Genomic DNA, 17,821 nt, shown 5'->3' with positions numbered 1-17,821 from the left:
TTCAGTGAACAGTTGGAAAAACAGTTGTTCACTGACTTCAGGATACCCCCGCACGCCGCTGGAAAAAGTCGGCGAACGGTTGTTTACTGAATGACATGAGTCACACCCTCGGAGCCCGGCAGGCCCAGAAGCTGAAGACCCGGCGCGCGCTCCTGGACGCGGGGCTGCGGCTGCTGGAGGACCAGAGCCTGAGCAGCCTGGGGCTGCGCGAGGTGACCCGCGTGGTGGGCGTGGCTCCCGCCGCCTTCTACCGGCACTTCCGCGACATGAGCGACCTGGGCGTGGCGCTCGTGGAGGAGTCCCTGGGCAGCCTGCACGCGATGGTCCGGGTGATCCTGGCCGAGCAGGACGGGGACGAGGAGCGGATCGACGCCACCGTCGAGGCCGTCGCCGAGCATGTGCGCCGCTATCCGGCGCACGTCCGCTTCATCGCGCGCGAGCGCCACGGCGGCGTACGGCCCGTGCGGGAGGCGATAGCCGCCGAGCTGGCGCGCTTCACGGACGAGGCCGCCGAGGCGTTCGCCCCGCAGCTGACGGGGGAGGGCTGGTCCCCGGAGGACGTCCGGATGCTCGCCCAGCTGTATGTGGACCACATGGTGATGACCGCGGCGGCGTTCCTTGAGGCGCAGACCGAGGATCCGGGGGCCGGGGATCCGGGGGTCGGGGACCCGGAGGCCGTAAGTGCCGGGGACCCGGAGGCGGTACGTGCCGGGGACCCGGAGGCGGTGCGTGCCGGGGATTCGGAGGCCGTACGGCGCGTGGCGGCCACCGCCCGCCGCCAGCTGCTGCTGATCAGCCTCGGCCGCCACCACTGGCGTACCGCGTGATCTCGACGCGGTAGTCGCCGCGGGAGTCGCGCTCGGTGACCCGGACCCGGACGCCGGTGCCCAGCGCCCCGCCGGTGAAGGTCTCGCCGGGCGTGAAGGCGGCGTCGCTGAGCCCGGGGTGCACATTGCGCTCGTCGGTGCAGCCGCCGCTGCCCGGGGTGCTGTCCACGACGGTGATCGGTCCCCGGCCGGAGTCCACCTGGGTGTCCACCCAGGAGACCAGGACGCCGGGCTTGCACACCGCCTCGTCGTTGCCCTCGTTGGTCCGCGCCTCCACGGCGTATCCGGCGTACTGCGAGACCGGCACGAAGATCAGTTTGGTGCCGCCCGCCCGGCCGAGCGGGCGCAGCGCCCGCCGGGTGATGCCGGGGCGGGCGACGCAGTCGACCTGCCCGGCGCCGAGCCAGCCGAGCTTCCACTTGTGCCAGGCCAGCAGGTCGTTCCCGGCGCCCCAGTCCTCGGACATGATGTCCCAGTGGCCCGCGCTCTCCCCGCCCCGCCGGGTGTAGAGGTCGGGGAGTCCGAAGACATGGCCGTTCTCGTGCGGGAGCACGCGGTAGCCGGTCTTCGGGAGCGTGCCGGAGCCGTCGTCCTGGCGGCTGTAGACGAAGGAGACATTGGCCAGGGGCACGCCGTCGGCGATCGGGGCGCGCTGGTTGCCGGAGTAGGTGACGGACAGCACGGCGCGCGCGGCGGGTGGCCCGGCGTTCGGGGTGACGAGGACGTTTACGAGGTCGTAGCGGCTGAAGTCGACCTTTGGGTCGGCGGCCTTGGCGATGTCCGCGACGAGCCTGCGATAGCCCGGCTCGAAGGGGCTGCCGCGCTTGATGCCGTAGCTGCGGAAGGAGTGCGGCATCCGCAGCCAGTGTTTGATCGGGGCCGTGGACCGGTACTTGAGCCGGCCGTACGAGCTGCGCTTGAACCAGCGCGAGGTCTGCGGGAAGAACTCCGCGTAGCGCTTGCGGGCGGTGCCCCGGCCCTTGATGTCCGGGAAGTCGATCATGAGGGTGAGTGCCTTGACCGTCCCGGCGCTGGGGGCGTAGCCGGGCCCGGTCGGCAGCCCCTCGGTCATCTGGAGCCCCTCGCCGGGGATCAGCGCACAGGGCGCGAGGGCTCCGTACGCCGGATTGGCCGGCAGGGCCGGGGCGCGCACGGGAGGGGCGGGGGCGGCCGGGGGCGGGCCGGGGACCGCCACCGGGGCGGCCGCCACGGTCACCGTGAGCACGGCGGTCGCGGCGAATACGCTGCCTCGGCGGGGCCTGCGTATTCGGGGGCGCGTTCGATGGCGCGTACGGTGGCGAGTCGTCTCGCTTGAGTGCTTCATGGCGAGTCCACCGTCTGGCGGCGCCCGTCCGGGCGCCCGTGGGGTGCGTCCGGGCGGGGGAAACGGCTGCTCCGTCCGGGCGGCATGGCCGCCGGACAGGTGTGAGGCAGGTCACGTCCGCTCGTGAAATTTCCGGGGACGCCCTCCCCGTTTAACCGTACGTACCAAACGGGGACCGAGTCCCCGGAAATGTTGAACACCGAATCGTCGTGCCGGAACGTGCCGGACCGTGCCGGAAGGAGTGCCGCTGTGGGAATCGTCACCACTCAGCAGCCCGTGCGGCCCAGGCTGCGCGCCGACGCCCTGCGCAACAGGGAGCGGATCGTCGCGGCGGCCCGCGAGGTGCTCGTCGAGCACGGGGCCGAGGTCTCGCTCGATGAAATCGCTCGACGGGCGGGGGTCGGCAATGCCACCCTTTATCGGCACTTCGCGGACCGCGGGGAGCTGGTGCACCATGTCACCGTCTCGGTGATGGAGCGCATCGCCAGCCAGGCCGAAGCAGCCCTGGCGGAGGAGTCCGACCCCTTCGCGGCGCTGCGGCGCTTCGTCCACGCGGCGGCCGAGGAGCGGGTCGGTGCGCTGTGCCCGCTGCTCTCCGACGGCATCAACAAGAACCACCCCGACCACGTCGCCGCGCAAGCGCGCCTGGAGGACGCCATCGGCGCCCTGATGGCCGCCGCGCGCGACTCCGGCCAGCTGCGCGCCGACATCGACGTCGGCGATCTGATGGTCGCCCTGACCCAGCTCACCAGGCCGCTGCCCGGCGGCGCCTGCCTGAACTTCGACATCTTCGTGCACCGGCATCTACAGCTGTTCCTGGACGGACTGGCTGCCCCGGCGCGCTCCGTACTGTCCGGCTCCGCGGCCACCTTGGAGGATCTGAAGCGTCGTCCGTGACGCACATCACGCGTCGTCCGGTGACCTGGACCGATTAGTTCTCGTTCGTTCGCCAGTCTTCTCGTCGTCAGCAACGGCCCGTCGTGCCCGTTCCGGCATGCCGCCGCGTCATGGCTGTACGCCGCCCCGTTGCGCCGGCCAGTCCGTCACGTCTGTCAAACGTCCCGTTTTTCACTCTCCGCACCGCTAGGTAGGCCCACTCATGCCTGAAACGGCATCTTCCGTCGATCCCCGGCGCTGGAAAGCGCTGATATTCATCGCCCTCGCCCAGCTGATGGTCGTGCTCGACGCGACCATCGTGAACATCGCCCTGCCCTCCGCCCAGGACGCCCTGGACATCTCCGACGCCAACAAGCAGTGGGTCATCACGGCCTACGCGCTGGCCTTCGGCGGTCTGCTGCTCTTCGGTGGACGCCTCGCCGACCTGTGGGGCCGCAAGCAGACCTTCGTGGTCGGCCTGGTCGGCTTCGCGGTCGCCTCGGCGCTGGGCGGCGCCGCGCTCAACTCGCCCATGCTGATGGGCGCCCGCGCGCTTCAGGGCCTCTTCGGCGCGCTGCTCGCCCCGTCCGCGCTCTCGCTGCTCGCGGTGATGTTCACCGACGCCAAGGAGCGCGCCAAGGCGTTCGGCATCTTCGGTGCCATCGCGGGTGGTGGCGGTGCCGTCGGTCTGATCCTCGGCGGTGTGCTGACCGAGTACATGAACTGGCGCTGGACGTTCTTCGTGAACATCCCCTTCGCGGCCATCGCCGCGGTCGGCGCGATCTCCGTGATCCGCGAGCCCGCCGAGAGCCGCAACCCCGCCAAGCTCGACATCCCCGGTGTTCTGCTGGCCACGCTGGGCCTGGTCTCGCTGGTCTACGGCTTCACCCGCGCCGAGAGCGACGGCTGGACCGCCGGTCTGACCATCGGCCTGTTCGTCGCCGCCGTGGTGCTGCTGGCCGCCTTCGCGGTCGTCGAGTCGCGGGTCAAGGCGCCGCTGCTGCCGCTGCGGGTGATCACCGACCGGAACCGCGGTGGCGTGTACCTGGCGCTGGGCCTGGCAGTCATCGGCATGTTCGGTCTGTTCCTGTTCCTGACCTACTACATGCAGGTCGTGAAGGGGTACAGCCCGGTCAAGAGCGGTCTGTCCTTCCTGCCGATGATCGTCGGTATGATCACCGGCTCGACGCAGATCGGCACCCGGCTGATGACCCGGGTCCCGGCCCGGCTGCTGATGGGCCCGGGCTTCCTGGTCGCCGCGATCGGCATGCTCCTGCTGACCCAGATCGACCTGGACACCTCGTACCCGCTGCTGATCCTGCCCGGGTTCCTGCTGCTGGGCCTCGGCATGGGCACCGCGTTCATGCCGGCGATGAGCCTGGCCACGCATGGCATCCAGCCGCGTGACGCGGGTGTCGCCTCCGCGATGGTCAACACCTCGCAGCAGGTGGGCGGCGCGATCGGCACCGCGCTCCTCAACACCATCGCCACCAGCGCGGGGAACGAGTACGGCAAGTCGCACGCGGCCACGGCCCGCTCGCCGAAGGTGCTGGAGCTCCAGTCGATGGTGCACGGCTACACCACCGCCATCTGGTGGGCGGTCGGCATCCTGGTGGTCTCCGCGGTCATCGCCATAACCTTCGTCAACGCCGGACGGCAGGACGGCGGCCCGGCGGCCACCGGCTCCGGCGACGGCGCGGCGGAGGACGCGATCCCGGTCATGGCGCACTGATCCGCGTCATCCGGCCGTCGTAGGGCCGCACGCGGTGCGATGAGAAAGCCCCGCTCCGGGAGGAGCGGGGCTTTCCGCCGTTTCGCGTGCCGTGCCATGCCGTGCGGCGCGGCCGGGGCAGGGGTCAGCGCAGCCGGGACGGGGGTCAGCGCAGCCAGGGCAGGTCGGCGCCCTCCGGCTGAAGACCGTCCGCGACGATGCGGCAGATGTCGCCGAACTGGCGGATCTGCTCCGGTGTGAGCCGGTCGAATATCGCCGCGCGCACGGCCTCGACATGGCCGGGCGCGGCCTTCTTCAGCACCTCGAACCCCTCGTCCGTCAGGACGGCGTTCTGGCCGCGCTTGTCGGAGGCGCAGTCCTCGCGCCGTACCCAGCCGTTCTTCTCCAGGCGAGTGATGGCGTGCGAGAGACGGGACCGGGTGATCTTCGCCGCCTCGGCCAGTTCGGTCATCCGCAGCCGGTGGCGGGGCGCCCAGGAGAGCTTCACCAACAGGCCGTAGTACACATGCGGCATGCCTGCGTCACGCTGGAGCTGACGGTCGAGATGGTCTTCGAGCAGCATGCTCGTCTGGATGTAGGCCTGCCAGGTGCGCTGCTCGTCGTCGGTCAGCCAGCGGGCGTCTTCATCGGCGTCTGCGGGGTTTTTCATCGCTTCCACGTGTCCATTGTAGGAGCCAGTCCTTGAACTTTAAACAAGTGCGGGCTACAGTGTGCCCGTAAAATTTCTCTTGAGACTTCAAGTTCTGGCTTCGGGAGCCGCCATGTCCGCCGCCACCACGCCGTCCGCGTCCGCCTCTTTCTCTGCCTCTGCCTCATCCGCCTCTTCATCCGTACCGGACGGGCGCATGCCCGCCCTCTATCTCAGCCACGGCGCTCCGCCGCTCGCCGACGACCCGATCTGGCCCGGCCAGCTCGCCGCCTGGTCGGCCGGGCTGCCCCGGCCCAAGGCGATTCTGGTGGTCTCCGCCCACTGGGAGGAGGCGCCGCTGGCGCTCGGGGCCACCCGGACCGTGCCGCTGGTGTACGACTTCTGGGGCTTCCCCGAGCACTACTACCGGGTGCGCTACGACGCCCCCGGCGCGCCCGAGCTCGCCGAGCGGGTGCGCAGGACGCTGCGTACGACGGGCACGCCCGTCCAGGACATACCGGACCGCGGCCTGGACCACGGCGCGTACGTCCCGCTCGTCGAGATGTTCCCGGACGCCGACATCCCCGTCCTTCAGGTGTCGATGCCCACCCTCGACCCGGGCGAGCTGCTGGCCATCGGCCGCAAGCTCGCCCCGCTGCGGGACGAGGGGGTGCTGATCGTCGGCAGCGGCTTCTTCACCCACAACCTGGCCGCGCTGCGGAACGCGGGGCCGACGCCGCCCGGCTGGTCGACGGAGTTCGACGACTGGGGGCACCGGGCGCTGGACGCCCAGGACATCGACGCGCTGCTGGACTTCGAGCGCAAGTCCCCGGCGGGCCGCCTGGCCCACCCGCGCACCGAGCACTTCGCGCCACTGTTCGTCACGCTCGGAGCCGCGGAGTCCGACCTCGGCAGCCAGCGCAGCGTCATCGACGGCTTCTGGATGGGGCTGGCCAAGCGGTCCGTGCAGTTCGGCTGACGGGGGCATCAGGCCATCGGCTCGATGAGCGCGCATGCGCGCAGGGCCCCGGCGAGGGCGAGTTCGTCGCTTTCGCCGGTCGGCGTCGCCGCGACGTCGAGCACCGTGTCGGCCAGCTTGATCACGTGCTCGTCGCCGTGCGCCGCGGCGTGCGCGAAGACCTCGCCGGACCGTTCGGCGGGCGTCGACCCGGCCGGTACGGCCGGCAGCTCGCCGGGCGGGGCGGCCGAGGGCGGCGCGTACGAGGCCAGCACCGCGGCGCTCGCGGCCCATGCCGCGTCCAGGCTCGCCGCCCACAGCTCACGGGGGAGCGCGGGCAGGGTGCGCAGCACGGCGTTGGGCGCGGTCACGGCGTGGACCAGCATGATCGGCGAGCCGTGAGCGTGGGTGGCGTAGCGGTGCGCCGCGGCCCGTACCAGCCCGGCCAGCAGCTCGCGCGCCTCGTCCGGCCCGGGCGCTCCGGGGGCGGTGGCGCCGGCGGGGGCGGGCCAGGCCGGGAACGTCGTGATCTGCGCCAGCCGGTCGCGGATGCCGCCGTCCTGGTCGGCGATGCGCGGTACGGCGGCCAGCGCGTCGGCGGGGGTGCGCGGGGCGGGCCCCGGCAGCACGCCGAGCGGGGGCAGCGGGGCGTGGCGGGCGGCCCAGTAGCCGAGGGCGTGGGCCAGCTCGTGGGCGCGCGGCCCGGCGGCCGCTCGGCCTGCCGTCGGGGACTGCCCCGTCTCGAGGAGGAGGGTGCGTACCGCGTGGCCGACGCGGATGACCGGATGCGTCGCCCCGCCGGCGATCCCCGGCAGCAGCCGCGGCCACCACTGGGCGAGGACATCGCGCCAGGGGTGGTCGGCGAGCTCGCGGGTGAAGTACGCGGTCCAGTCGGTGATGCGGCGCGGGTCGCCGAGCGCCTCGGCCCAGTTCGCGTCGGTGACGGTGGCGTAGGGAGCCGGCATGTCTTCGAGCTTGTCGGCGTAGAGGTCGAGCCAACGGTGCACCGAGGGGGCCCGCCCGTTCCGGACCAGGGCCTCGACGGCCATCGGGGCGTGGTTGGTCAGCCAGCCGCCGCGCTCGGGGCCCGCGGTGTGCAGCCGTTCCAGCGCTTCGTCGAGTGTGCCGCTCGTATCGTCCATGCACGCCACGCTAGGCAGCGGGGCCGGGTGCCGTAACGGTCCGGCGATGTACGGGTGCGGGGGCCCGGGGACCTACGCCGCGCGGCCCGGGTTCCTGGTCCGGGGGCCTGGATGGGGCCTGGACGGGGCCTGGATCGGGGCCCGGCGGTCAGTCGGCGTGGGTGCGGAAGGCGTAGTAGGACGCGGCGTACATCGCCAGCCCGCCGGCGAGGCCCATCATCGAGGAGCGGAACACGGAGTGCCCGCTCACGCTGTACAGGAAGCCGAAGGCGCAGCCGAGGAGCGCCCCGTACGCCGCCGCCCTCAGCTCCGGCATCAAGGCGGACTGGGTCCTGCCGATGAGATAGCAGAGCGCCCCGGCGACCACGGCCGCCACCAGGCCGAGCAGACCGGCCCAGGGCGCGGGGGTCCCCTGGTTGTGATCGATGAACATCACGTATCCGCCATAGAGGATGCCCAGCACGGTCGGGACCACCCAGGAGGCCGAGGGGTGCGCACGGACCTGGACGTGGGGGAGACTGAGATGTGGACGATGGCGGTGGTGCGCCGGGGCTGCGGTGGGGGCGTTCATGGCGGGCTCTCCTTCGTCGGCGCCCTGGTGCGGGCGCCCGGAGTCAGGCGCCCTGACCTCTCACTCTCCAGCGCACACCCGGGTGACGGCCCCGGCAACTCGGCGGATGGCCGAGTTCCGGCGCACGCAACCAGAATCGGGCCGGGCACGTCTTCGGGGGTGAGAGCACCGCGGGCGCCGCCGTCCGACGGTGAAGGGTCGGCATCGGGGGTGATGGCCATGGCCCGGACCGCGTGGTCCGCAGAGGTGGGCGAGGGGCCGTGGGCCGCCTTCGGTACCCGTCCTGACCTGCACTTCCGGGTGTTATAGGGGCAAATCGACACCGTGCGTCCGGACAGGGTACTGCATGATCGCGAAATGCTCTGCGGGTCAGGGGAATTCTGTCCGGATTCCAGTCGTTGTTTCCATCGGACGGGGCACCCGGCAGGAATATCCGTCCACAGTCCGCGCCCGATCCATCTGTAAGGGAGCACGCATGGCAACCCGTGCCGTCGCCCGCAATCAGGCCACCGGCAGTGGCACTGATGGGGCCAACAGTGTTCGCGCCACAGGCGGGGAGATCGCCGATCGCGACCTGGTCGGCATGTATCTCGACGAGATCGCTCGCACCCCGCTGCTCGACGCGGCCAAGGAGGTCGAGCTGTCTCAGGCAATCGAAGCGGGTGTCTATGCCCAGCAGATCCTGGACAGTGAGATCGAGGACGCCGCGGCGGCCGGCGCGAGCCGCGAGGAGCTGGAGGCGATAGCCGCCGAGGGCGCCCGAGCCAAGGACGTCTTCATCCGCTCCAACCTGCGCCTGGTCGTGGCCGTCGCGCGCCGGTACCCGCGCAGCGGGCTGCCCCTCCTCGACCTGATCCAGGAGGGAAACGCCGGCCTGGTGCGCGCGGTGGAGAAGTTCGACTACACCAAGGGCTTCAAGTTCTCGACCTATGCCACGTGGTGGATCCGCCAGGCCATCACGCGCTCGATCGCCGATCAGTCCCGCACCATCCGGCTGCCCGTCCACCTGGTCGAGGAGCTCGGCCGGATCCGTCGGGTGCAGCGCGAGTTCAACCGTGAGCACGGCCGCGAGCCGGAGCACTCGGAGATCGCCCAGGAGCTCGGCTCCACGACCGAGCGGGTCTCGGATGTGCTCGACTGGGCCCGCGACCCGGTCAGCCTGAACATGTCGGTGGACGACGAGGGCGAGACCCAGTTCGGCGATCTGCTGGAGGACACCTCGGCCGTCTCGCCCGAGCAGTCGGTGATGACACTGCTGCGCAGCGAGGAGCTGGAGGGTCTCATCGGCCGGCTCGACGACCGCACCGCGTCCATCATCAAGGCCCGGTACGGCATCGACGACGGGCGGGAGCGCACGCTCACGGAGGTTGGCAAGCAGCATGGCCTCACGCGTGAGCGGATTCGCCAGATCGAGAAGCACGCGCTGCTGGAGCTCAAGAAGATGGCGCGCCAGACCGGCTTCGACGAAGCGGCCTGAGCCACCGTCCTCCCTTGTTGTCCCTTTCCTTACCCCTGATCTGTTCACCCACCCACAGACGAGCCCCGGCGCCTCTTCCCCCCCCAGGCGCCGGGGCTCAACCCTGTGTCGGGTGCTGCTCCAGGGCGTCCGACGCTCAGACGGCGAAGCCGCCGTCCACGGCGATCGACGCCCCGGTGATGTAGCGGCCGTCCTCCCCGGCGAGGTGGGCGACTGTCGCGGCGATCTCCGACGGCTGCCCGTAGCGGCCGAGCGCGGTGAAGCCGCTCTGCATGCCGGCACCCTCCCCGTCGGCGGGGTTCATATCGGTGTCGACGGGGCCGGGGTGGATGAGGTTGGCGGTGATGCCGCGGGGGCCGAGCTCGCGGGCCAGCGCCTTGGTCAGCCCGGTCAGGGCGGTCTTGCTCATCGCGTACAGCGAGCCGCCGGGGAACGCGACGCGCTCGGCCATGCAGCTGCCGATGTTGATGATGCGCCCGCCGTCGGTCAGATGGTGGGCGGCGGCCTGGGCGGCGAGGAAGGGTGCGCGGACGTTGACGGCGAGGACGCGGTCCACGTCCTCCAGCGCCAGATCGCCGATCGGGCCGAGCACACCGGTGCCCGCGTTGTTGACCAGGATGTCGAGCCGCCCGAACTCCGCGGCCGCCCCGGCCACGGCCGCACGCACCGCGCGCGGGTCCGCGCTGTCGGCCTGGACGGCCCAGGCCCGGCGGCCCAGGGCCTTGATCCGGTCGACGACGGCCGCCGCCCGGTCCTCGCTGTTCTGGTAGGTCAGGGCGATGTCGGCGCCCTCCTCGGCGAGCCGGAGCGCCACCGCCTCGCCGATGCCCCGGCTGCCGCCGGTGACCAGTGCCGCCTTGCCGTCGAGTGCCATGTGCGTCCCTCGTCCTGTCTTCAGTCGTGTTGCTGTGGTTTGAGTCGTCCTGGAGGACATGGCTCGATCCTCGTGGCGTAGGGGCGAAGTTTCCGGCGGCATTCGGACGTCGCGCTGGCCCGCCACGTATGCCCGATCGCGTCCGGCTTTGGCCCGGGCGTGTCCGTACGAGATTGTTTTCTGCCCGAGTCTGTTTACTTCCTGGCATTGGGGACGTAATCTGGCCGCGAAATCACAGGTTCGGGCATGGAAAGGACGTAAACCCACATGTACGCACCGGAGCGGCAGCAGGAGATCCTCCGGCTGGCCCGCGAGAGCGGGCGGGTGGATGTGCTGTCCCTCGCCGAGGAGTTCCAGGTCACCGCCGAGACCGTGCGGCGCGATCTGCGGGCGCTCGACCGGGCGGGCCTGGTCCGCCGCGTGCACGGGGGTGCCATCCCGGCCGGCCGTCTCGACTTCGAACCCGACCTCGCCGAGCGCGAGAGCACCGCCGCCGACGAGAAGGACCGCATCGCGCGCGCCGCCGTCGCCGAGCTGCCCGCCGACGGCAGCGTGATCATCGACGCGGGCTCGACGGCGGCCCGGCTGGCCGCCGCGGTCCCGCTGGAGGCGGACCTCACCGTCGTCACCCACGCGCTGCCGATCGCCGCCCGGCTCGCCGACCACCCCGGCATCGCCCTCCACCTCGTCGGCGGCCGGGTTCGCCACCGCACGCGCGCCGCGGTGGACGCCTGGGCGCTGCGCGGCTACGGAGAGGTCAAGGCCGATGTCGTCTTCCTCGCCACCAACGGCTTCTCGCTCGAGGGCGGGCTGACCACCCCCGACCTCGCGGAGGCCGCGGTCAAGCGCGCCATCGTGGCCGCCGCCCGCCGGGTCGTCCTCCTCGCCGACTCGTCCAAGTTCGGCCAGGAGCACTTCGCCCGGTTCGGCGACCTCGGCCTTGTCGATCTGCTCATCACCGACACCGGGCTCAGCCCGCAGGACGCCCTGGCCATCGAGCGGCAGGGCACGGAAGTAGCGCGCGTATGATCCTCACCGTCACCCCCAACCCCAGCCTGGACCGCACCTACGAGATCCCCGGGCTGGAGCGCGGCGCCGTGCTGCGGGCCGCCGCCGACCGGGTCGACCCCGGCGGCAAGGGCGTCAATGTCTCACGGGCCGTGGCCGCCGCCGGGCACCGCACGGTCGCCGTGCTGCCGCTGGGCGGGCCGGAGGGCGCGCTGCTGGCGCGGCTGCTCGGCGGGCTGGGGATCGAGGCCGCGGGCGTCCCCGTGCAGGGCTCGACCCGGGTCAATATCTCCGTGGCCGAGCCCGACGGCACCCTCACCAAGATCAACGCGGCCGGGCCCGAGCTGACCACCGCCGAGGCGGAGGCGCTGCTGGAGGCCGTGCGGGCGCAGTCGGCCGACGCCGACTGGATCGCCTGCTGCGGCAGCCTGCCGCCCGGGCTCGCCCCCGAGTGGTACGCCGAGCTGGTGGCGCGGGCCCACCGCGCGGGCGCCCGGATCGCCCTGGACACCTCGGGACCCTCGCTCACCGCGGCCCTCCGCGAGCGCCCCGACGTCGTCAAGCCGAACGCCGAGGAGCTGGCCCAGGCCGTGGGCCGCCCGCTGGCCACCGTCGGCGACGCGGTGAAGGCGGCCGAGGAACTGCGGGCGCTCGGCGCTCGCGCCGTCCTGGCCAGCCTCGGCGCGGACGGCCAACTGCTGGTCGACGAGACCGGCAGCTACTTCGGCTCGGCGCCTGTCGCCGCCGTCCGCAGTAATGTCGGTGCGGGCGACGCTTCCCTCGCCGGATTCCTCGCCGCGGGCGGCCTCGGGCCGGCCGCCCTCGCCTCGGCCGTGGCACATGGCGCGGCCGCCGTACAACTGCCGGGAAGCGTCATGCCCACCCCGGCCGACCTGGACCCGTCCGCCGTCACCACGACCGCGGACGTTCCGCTGGACCGCGCTCTCACGGAGCCCGCGTGACCAGCCCGACCCCCGTCCCACCCCCTGTCCCCATTTCGCCCGCCCACCTTCCCCGGGGCGGCACCGCATGCAAGGGAGCCGCGAGATGAGTGAGCTGATCACCGCGGATCTGGTTGACCTGGACCTGTCCGCCGACACCAAGGAAGCGGCCGCCAGGTCGCTCGCCGAACGCATGGTCGCGGTCGGCCGCGTCACGGACCTCGACGGCTTCCTGGCCGACGTGGCGGCCCGTGAGGCGCAGATGCCGACCGGACTCGACGGCGGCATCGGCATACCGCACTGTCGCAGCGAACATGTCACCGAGCCGACGCTGGCCTTCGGGCGCAGCGCCGCGCGCATCGACTTCGGCGCCCCGGACGGTCCGGCCGACCTGATCTTCCTGATCGCCGCGCCCGCGGGCGCGGACAGCGATCACCTGACCATCCTGTCCAGCCTGGCGCGCCAGCTGATGAACGCCGAGTTCACCGGCGCGCTGCGCGCCGCCGACGACCCGCGGCAGGCGGCCGCCCTGATCCGCGGCGACCAGCCGGAGCCGTCGGCGGCGGCCGAAGCCGAGCCGGGCGACACCGGCGACGCGGCCGAGCCGGCCGCTCCCGCTCCCGTTGCCGCAGCCGGAGCGGAGCCCGCGGCACCCGCGGTCTCCGCGCCCTTCCGGATCGTGGCCGTGACCTCCTGCCCCACCGGCATCGCTCACACCTATATGGCAGCCGAGTCGCTGGAGAACGCCGCTCGGGAGGCCGGGATCGAGCTGGTGGTCGAGACCCAGGGCTCGGCCGGGTTCGACAGGCTCGCCCCCGGCACCATCGCCGCCGCCGACGCGGTGATCTTCGCGCATGACGTGGAGGTGCGGGAGAAGGAGCGGTTCGCCGGGAAGCCGACCGTCGACGTCGGGGTGAAGGCGGGCATCAGCCGCCCGGCGGAGCTGATCGCCGAGGTGCGCGGGAAGGCCGCGCGCGGCGAGATCAGCGCACCCGCCGCCTCCTCCGCGGGCGCCGACCGCCCGTCGCCGATGGACGCGGCCGGTGAGCACGGTGACCGCTTCGGCACCCGGCTGCGCAAGTGGCTGATGACGGGTGTCAGCTACATGGTCCCGTTCGTCGCCGCGGGCGGTCTGCTGATCGCGCTGGCCTTCGCGATCGGCGGCTACGAGATCGCGAGCGCCAAGTCCGTCGCCGACCACTTCGTGTGGACGGAGCAGGCCAGCTGGGCGGCGCTGCTCTTCCAGATCGGCGGGGCGGCGTTCACCTTCCTGGTGCCGGTCCTGGCCGGCTATATCGCCTACGGCATGGCCGACCGGCCCGGCCTGGTGCCCGGCTTCGTCGGTGGCTATATCGCGACCACCATCAAGGCGGGCTTCCTGGGCGGCCTGGTCGCGGGCCTGATCGCGGGCGCCGTGGTCATGGGCATCCAGCGGTTCAAGGTCCCTGCGCCATTGCGCGGCATCATGCCGGTGGTGGTGATTCCGCTGATCTCCTCGGCGATCGTCGGCTTCCTGATGTTCGTGGTGATCGGCAAGCCCATCGCCTCCGCGCAGAGCGCCATGACCGACTGGCTCAACGGGCTCTCCGGCACGAACGCCATCATCCTCGGCGTCATCCTGGGCCTGATGATGTGCTTCGACCTGGGCGGCCCGGTCAACAAGGTCGCGTACGCCTTCGCGACCGGCGGCATCGCGGTGTCGGACCCGAGTACCGGCAGCCTCAAGATCATGGCCGCGGTGATGGCGGCCGGCATGGTCCCGCCGCTGGCCATGGCCCTGGCCACCAACGTCCGGGGGCAGCTGTTCACCAAGACCGAGCGGGAGAACGGCAAGGCGGCCTGGGTGCTGGGGGCGTCCTTCATCAGCGAGGGCGCGATCCCCTTCGCGGCAGCGGACCCGCTGCGGGTGATCCCCTCCTCGATGGTGGGCGGCGCGGTCACCGGCGCGCTGTCGATGGCCTTCGACTGCACGCTCCGCGCCCCGCACGGCGGCATCTTCGTGGTCCCGCTGATCGGACAGCCGTTCCTCTACCTGCTGGCCATCGCGGCGGGCACGGCGGTCTCGGCCGGTCTGGTCATCGTCCTCAAGGGCATGCGCAAGACGACCCGGCCCGAGGCGGCCGCGGTCGCCGACGGCGAGGCCGCGGCGGGCGGCGCCGGCGGCGCGGCGAAGGTGCCCGCCACCGTCTGACCACCGGAACGACAACCACAACCGCAACCAGAACCAGAGCCACGGCCACCCCCACGGCCGCAGCCACTGCCGCGGACCGCGGCGTCCCTTGCCCGGCGGTGAGGCGGATCGACTCCGCCTCACCGCCGGGTCATGCGTGGGGCGGTACGTCATCCGTCACCTCCGTCGGCAGGCCGCGCGACGCGTAGTAGGCGCCGAGCGCGGCTTCGCTCCCGGACCCCATGGCGGTCGCGATCCGCTGGAAGCGGGCGGAGCGCAGATCGCCCGCGGTGAAGACCCTCGGGTGCTGAAGGGCGGGCGGGCAGTAGCCCGAGGCGTCGGCGGAGAGGTCCCCGCCGGGCGGCGTGGGGCCGCTGCCGAGGTTGCGGAACCCTCGGTGTCCGGTGAGAGTCCGCCGCTCGCCCTCCAGGGTCAGCGCCTCGGCCGTCACCGGCGCCCCGGGCGAGGGCGGCTCCCCGGGCGCGGGCGGCATGAGGGTCAGATGACGCACCGGCACCAGCTCGACCCGCGGGTCCTGGGCGATCTCCTCGGCCTTGTACGCGTCGCCCGGCGGACAGGCGACGACAAACCGGCTCTCCAGGCCCGGATGGGCCCGCAGATAGGTGCCGAGCGGCCGGTCGGCACCGAGGACCAGCGTGCTGCGGCCGGCGAGCGCGGCGGGGTCCGCCTCCCACAGCGGAGGCAGCTCCAGACCCCGGTGACCGCCGATCCAACCGGCGTCCTCGGGCCGCAGCGACCCCACGCCGGTGGCGACCACGGCGTACGGCGCGGTCAGCAGCAGCCCGGGGCCGGTCGCCGCCCCCGCGGGCACGGTGACGACCTCCACCCGGTCCTCATGGGTGTCGATCCGCACGGCCCGCCGGCCGAGTTCCGCCCGGCACAGACCGGAGCGGGCGACATCCGCCCTGATCGCCGCCGCCAGCGCGGGGCCGGTGGGGAAGCCGATCACATTGCTGAGCACCGGAACGCGCTCCAGCGCCCGGCACAGCGAGTCGTCCGACTCGACGAGCACGGACCGGATTCCGAGGCCCGCCGCCATCACCACGGCGGCGCAGCCGGCCGGGCCCCCACCGACGACGATCAGGTCGGCGTCCATGGTGGTCTCCGCCTCCGTCTCCGTTTCCGTCATCGCTCCCCACCCTTCCCTCGACTCCCTGCCCCTCGTCACGGGGCTCTGCCTACGGGGCTCCCACCCCGCCCTCCGTCTCGTCCTCCGTTCCGGCCTGCCCGGGGCCGTACAGGTCGCGGTACGCCGGGAACACGCCACCCGGCCCGTCCACCCCTTCGGCCGCCAGCACCGCCTTGACCACCGCCCGCGTCAGCACATCCGCCCCGGCGGCCAGGATCTCGTTCAGCGCCCCGGCCTCCAGGTGCACCCCGAACGCCGGGTCCTGGCTGCCTTCCGTGCCCTCGGGCACAAGCGGGCGGTCGCCCGTCGCCAGGGCGAAGACCGTGTCGCCGTCGGACAGCAGATGCACAGGTCGCACCGCGCGCGCCAGGCCGTCGTGTGCCGTGCCCGCGAGCTTGTGCGCCTGGGCCCGGGTGAGCGCCGCGTCCGTGGCGACCACCGCCAGGGTGGTGTTCAGCGGCGGCCGCACGGACGCCGCCGAGCGCCGCTCCGACTCGGCCCGCGCGGCCGCCAGGCGACGCTGTGCCCTGGCGTGCTCCGCCTCGGCGGGGCGGCGGGCCCGGCCGCCGGCCGCCGGTGCGTACGCCTCGGCGAACCACTCCCCGTACAGCTCGCCCGTCAGCGGGTCGATCACCGAGCCCGCCGCGTTGACCGCGGCCAGGGCGGCCACGGTGATCCCCGACGGCAGGACCACGCTCGCCGATCCGACGCCTCCCTTGACGCCGCCCGCCACCGCGCCCGTGCCGGCGCCCACATTGCCCTGCGCGACCGGCGCGCCCAGGTCCGTTCCGGCCGCGGCCTCGATGGCCTCACGGCCCAGCGCGGCGTCCGGCCGGGCCCGCCAGTCGCCGCCCCGCCCGAGGTCGAAGAGGGCGGCGGCCGGTACCACCGGCACCACCTGCGCCGGGTCGGGGCCGACCCGGAAGCCACGGCCGTGCTCCTCCAGCCAGGCGGCCACCCCGGAGGCGGCGTCCAGGCCGAACGCGCTGCCGCCGGTCAGCACGAGGGCATCGACGCGCTGGACGAGGTTGCGCGCGTCGAGGGCATCGGTCTCGCGGGTGCCGGGGCCGCCGCCCCGGACGTCGACCGCGGCGATCGCACCCCCTTCCGGGGCCAATACGACGGTCGTGCCGGTGAGTTGGCCGCCACCGGTCCGCCGCGCATGACCGACGCGCAGTCCGGGTACATCCGTCAGGGCGTCGGCCCGGCCGGGGTGGGCAGGGCGGGGTGTCCTCGGGTCGGTATCCATGGGCGCTATGCGTAGCACGGACCCGCCCGCGCGGCAGCCGGGCCCCGCATCAACAGGACGTTCATCAGACGTTGATGGGGTGGCGGCAGGCTGTGCGATATGCCGTTCGCCCGCGTCCGAAGGAAGATCAACGTGCCCCGTACCTCTCGGACGGAGGAGCTCCCGACCCTGGCCGCCGCCGCGCGGCAGGCCCCCCGGGTCGCCCTCCGCTGGATCAGTGAGCCGGACTGCGAGGAAGAGCTGACCCATGCCGAGCTGCTGGACCAAGCAGGCCGCGCGGCGGCGGCCCTGACTCGGCTCGGCGTGCGGGCGGGGGACCGGGTGGCGGTCCATCTGCCGCTGATCCCCGAGTCCGTGATCGCCACCCTCGCCTGCGGCCGCCTCGACGCCGTACGCTCCACGCTTCCCATCGGGCTGCGGGTGCACGAACTGCGCGACCGGCTGGCGGAGATGGACGCGAAGTTGCTGATCACCGCCGACGGCAACTGGCGGCGCGAGGAGCCGCAGCCGCTCAAGCCGCTGATCGACCGGGCGCTGGCCGGCAGCGTGCGCATACCGAAGGTCCTGGTCGTCCACCGGCTGGCCCGCCCCGTGTCCTGGACGCCCGGCCGGGACCTGTGGTGGCACGAGCAGCTGGCCGCTGCCGCCGACTCGTCGTCCGGCCAGCCGTACGCTTGACCCATGAGCAACGCCCCCGACCCCGGACCGCGCGACCCGGCCGCCGCGCTGATCTTCGACGACCCGCTGGCGGAGCGGTCCTCGGACGACACGGACCGTGGCTGGGGCGAGCGCCCGTCCGGCCGCGACTCCGGAGACGGCACCGACAGTGCCGCGGATCTGGCCCGCTTCCTGGACGAGAAGCCGCCCCACCACCTCTGAGCGCCGAGGGCGCCG

The 17,821-nt window shown here is 72.7% G+C and carries 17 protein-coding genes; 10 read left to right on the top strand and 7 right to left on the bottom strand.

The window, feature by feature from the left end; translation table 11 throughout:
* Positions 1–95 precede the first annotated feature (95 nt).
* A complete protein-coding gene (locus ABTY62_RS06015; RefSeq protein WP_352128164.1) occupies positions 96–827 on the top strand; it encodes a TetR family transcriptional regulator in 732 nt (243 codons plus the stop codon).
* Here ABTY62_RS06015 and ABTY62_RS06010 read toward each other — a convergent pair.
* Positions 793–2,151: a M6 family metalloprotease domain-containing protein gene (locus ABTY62_RS06010; RefSeq protein WP_502997406.1), complete on the bottom strand. Its 1,359-nt coding sequence runs from the start codon at positions 2,149–2,151 to the stop codon at positions 793–795. The two genes, ABTY62_RS06015 and ABTY62_RS06010, sit on opposite strands and share 35 nt — an antisense overlap.
* 249 nt (positions 2,152–2,400) lie before the next feature.
* Between ABTY62_RS06010 and ABTY62_RS06005 the strand changes: the two genes are divergently transcribed.
* Both ABTY62_RS06005 and ABTY62_RS06000 read left to right on the top strand, forming a co-directional pair.
* Positions 2,401–3,048, top strand: coding sequence for a TetR/AcrR family transcriptional regulator (locus tag ABTY62_RS06005; RefSeq protein ID WP_352128160.1), 648 nt, complete (start codon positions 2,401–2,403; stop codon positions 3,046–3,048).
* A 202-nt stretch (positions 3,049–3,250) separates the two neighbouring features.
* Positions 3,251–4,759 (top strand): MFS transporter, encoded by a 1,509-nt coding sequence (locus ABTY62_RS06000; RefSeq protein WP_352128159.1) that lies wholly within the window; start codon positions 3,251–3,253, stop codon positions 4,757–4,759.
* A 145-nt stretch (positions 4,760–4,904) separates the two neighbouring features.
* On the opposite strand, the gene ABTY62_RS05995 is transcribed toward ABTY62_RS06000, so the two are convergent.
* On the bottom strand, positions 4,905–5,408 hold the full coding sequence (locus tag ABTY62_RS05995) for a MarR family winged helix-turn-helix transcriptional regulator (RefSeq protein WP_352128286.1): 504 nt from the start codon (positions 5,406–5,408) through the stop codon (positions 4,905–4,907).
* Positions 5,409–5,604: 196 nt separating this feature from the next.
* On the opposite strand from ABTY62_RS05995, the gene ABTY62_RS05990 reads away from it, so the two are divergent.
* On the top strand, positions 5,605–6,366 hold the full coding sequence (locus ABTY62_RS05990; RefSeq protein WP_311726456.1) for a dioxygenase family protein: 762 nt from the start codon (positions 5,605–5,607) through the stop codon (positions 6,364–6,366).
* Between the two features lie 8 nt (positions 6,367–6,374).
* Here ABTY62_RS05990 and ABTY62_RS05985 read toward each other — a convergent pair whose 3' ends face one another.
* Together ABTY62_RS05985 and ABTY62_RS05980 are read right to left on the bottom strand one after the other, a co-directional pair.
* Complete coding sequence (locus tag ABTY62_RS05985) at positions 6,375–7,487, bottom strand: questin oxidase family protein (RefSeq protein WP_352128158.1); 1,113 nt, start codon at positions 7,485–7,487, stop codon at positions 6,375–6,377.
* 148 nt (positions 7,488–7,635) lie between these two features.
* Positions 7,636–8,058: a hypothetical protein gene (locus tag ABTY62_RS05980; protein ID WP_352128157.1), complete on the bottom strand. Its 423-nt coding sequence runs from the start codon at positions 8,056–8,058 to the stop codon at positions 7,636–7,638.
* Between the two features lie 475 nt (positions 8,059–8,533).
* On the opposite strand from ABTY62_RS05980, the gene ABTY62_RS05975 reads away from it, so the two are divergent.
* Complete coding sequence (locus tag ABTY62_RS05975) at positions 8,534–9,535, top strand: sigma-70 family RNA polymerase sigma factor (RefSeq protein WP_352128156.1); 1,002 nt, start codon at positions 8,534–8,536, stop codon at positions 9,533–9,535.
* A gap of 136 nt (positions 9,536–9,671) precedes the next feature.
* On the opposite strand, the gene ABTY62_RS05970 is transcribed toward ABTY62_RS05975, so the two are convergent.
* The gene (locus ABTY62_RS05970; RefSeq protein ID WP_352128155.1) at positions 9,672–10,409 is read right to left on the bottom strand and encodes an SDR family oxidoreductase; all 738 of its coding nucleotides are present in this window, start codon (positions 10,407–10,409) and stop codon (positions 9,672–9,674) included.
* A gap of 267 nt (positions 10,410–10,676) precedes the next feature.
* On the opposite strand from ABTY62_RS05970, the gene ABTY62_RS05965 reads away from it, so the two are divergent.
* The 3 genes from ABTY62_RS05965 to ABTY62_RS05955 all read left to right on the top strand — a co-directional run bounded on the left by ABTY62_RS05965 (position 10,677) and on the right by ABTY62_RS05955 (position 14,549).
* Complete coding sequence (locus ABTY62_RS05965; RefSeq protein WP_352128154.1) at positions 10,677–11,438, top strand: DeoR/GlpR family DNA-binding transcription regulator; 762 nt, start codon at positions 10,677–10,679, stop codon at positions 11,436–11,438.
* Positions 11,435–12,379 carry a 1-phosphofructokinase gene (gene pfkB, locus ABTY62_RS05960; protein WP_352128153.1) on the top strand — a complete coding sequence of 315 codons (945 nt, stop codon included), beginning with the start codon at positions 11,435–11,437 and terminating at the stop codon, positions 12,377–12,379. Before ABTY62_RS05965 ends, pfkB begins: the two co-directional genes overlap by 4 nt.
* Before the next feature lie 85 nt (positions 12,380–12,464).
* Positions 12,465–14,549 (top strand): PTS fructose transporter subunit IIABC, encoded by a 2,085-nt coding sequence (locus ABTY62_RS05955; protein WP_352128151.1) that lies wholly within the window; start codon positions 12,465–12,467, stop codon positions 14,547–14,549.
* Positions 14,550–14,679: 130 nt separating this feature from the next.
* On the opposite strand, the gene ABTY62_RS05950 is transcribed toward ABTY62_RS05955, so the two are convergent.
* Together ABTY62_RS05950 and ABTY62_RS05945 are read right to left on the bottom strand one after the other, a co-directional pair.
* Entirely contained in the window at positions 14,680–15,678 is a 999-nt protein-coding gene (locus tag ABTY62_RS05950) for an NAD(P)/FAD-dependent oxidoreductase (RefSeq protein WP_352128150.1), read from the bottom strand.
* Between the two features lie 49 nt (positions 15,679–15,727).
* Positions 15,728–16,927, bottom strand: a complete 1,200-nt coding sequence (locus ABTY62_RS05945) for a P1 family peptidase (protein WP_352128149.1) — start codon at positions 16,925–16,927, stop codon at positions 15,728–15,730.
* 132 nt (positions 16,928–17,059) lie between these two features.
* On the opposite strand from ABTY62_RS05945, the gene ABTY62_RS05940 reads away from it, so the two are divergent.
* Together ABTY62_RS05940 and ABTY62_RS05935 are read left to right on the top strand one after the other, a co-directional pair.
* Complete coding sequence (locus ABTY62_RS05940) at positions 17,060–17,605, top strand: AMP-binding protein (RefSeq protein WP_352128148.1); 546 nt, start codon at positions 17,060–17,062, stop codon at positions 17,603–17,605.
* Between the two features lie 3 nt (positions 17,606–17,608).
* Entirely contained in the window at positions 17,609–17,806 is a 198-nt protein-coding gene (locus ABTY62_RS05935; protein ID WP_352128147.1) for a hypothetical protein, read from the top strand.
* Positions 17,807–17,821 lie beyond the last annotated feature (15 nt).

The organism is Streptomyces sp. NPDC097640 (genome assembly GCF_040302705.1).
In the GTDB taxonomy this organism is placed as follows: Bacteria; Actinomycetota; Actinomycetes; order Streptomycetales; family Streptomycetaceae; genus Streptomyces.
Note: the sequence above shows the minus strand (reverse complement) of the source record. Positions and strands in the feature narration are given on the sequence as shown.

Bases quoted from the DNA above. Each gene is read 5' to 3' on its own strand.
- pfkB (WP_352128153.1), top strand. From the start codon at position 11,435: ATGATCCTCACCGTCACCCCCAACCCCAGCCTGGACCGCACCTACGAG.
- ABTY62_RS05955 (WP_352128151.1), top strand. From the start codon at position 12,465: ATGAGTGAGCTGATCACCGCGGATCTGGTTGACCTGGACCTGTCCGCC.
- ABTY62_RS05945 (WP_352128149.1), bottom strand. From the start codon at position 16,927: ATGGATACCGACCCGAGGACACCCCGCCCTGCCCACCCCGGCCGGGCC.
- ABTY62_RS05990 (WP_311726456.1), top strand. From the start codon at position 5,605: ATGCCCGCCCTCTATCTCAGCCACGGCGCTCCGCCGCTCGCCGACGAC.
- ABTY62_RS05985 (WP_352128158.1), bottom strand. From the start codon at position 7,487: ATGGACGATACGAGCGGCACACTCGACGAAGCGCTGGAACGGCTGCAC.
- ABTY62_RS05950 (WP_352128150.1), bottom strand. From the start codon at position 15,678: ATGACGGAAACGGAGACGGAGGCGGAGACCACCATGGACGCCGACCTG.
- ABTY62_RS06010 (WP_502997406.1), bottom strand. From the start codon at position 2,151: ATGAAGCACTCAAGCGAGACGACTCGCCACCGTACGCGCCATCGAACG.
- ABTY62_RS06000 (WP_352128159.1), top strand. From the start codon at position 3,251: ATGCCTGAAACGGCATCTTCCGTCGATCCCCGGCGCTGGAAAGCGCTG.
- ABTY62_RS05935 (WP_352128147.1), top strand. From the start codon at position 17,609: ATGAGCAACGCCCCCGACCCCGGACCGCGCGACCCGGCCGCCGCGCTG.
- ABTY62_RS05970 (WP_352128155.1), bottom strand. From the start codon at position 10,409: ATGGCACTCGACGGCAAGGCGGCACTGGTCACCGGCGGCAGCCGGGGC.
- ABTY62_RS05975 (WP_352128156.1), top strand. From the start codon at position 8,534: ATGGCAACCCGTGCCGTCGCCCGCAATCAGGCCACCGGCAGTGGCACT.
- ABTY62_RS06015 (WP_352128164.1), top strand. From the start codon at position 96: ATGAGTCACACCCTCGGAGCCCGGCAGGCCCAGAAGCTGAAGACCCGG.
- ABTY62_RS05995 (WP_352128286.1), bottom strand. From the start codon at position 5,408: ATGAAAAACCCCGCAGACGCCGATGAAGACGCCCGCTGGCTGACCGAC.
- ABTY62_RS05980 (WP_352128157.1), bottom strand. From the start codon at position 8,058: ATGAACGCCCCCACCGCAGCCCCGGCGCACCACCGCCATCGTCCACAT.
- ABTY62_RS05965 (WP_352128154.1), top strand. From the start codon at position 10,677: ATGTACGCACCGGAGCGGCAGCAGGAGATCCTCCGGCTGGCCCGCGAG.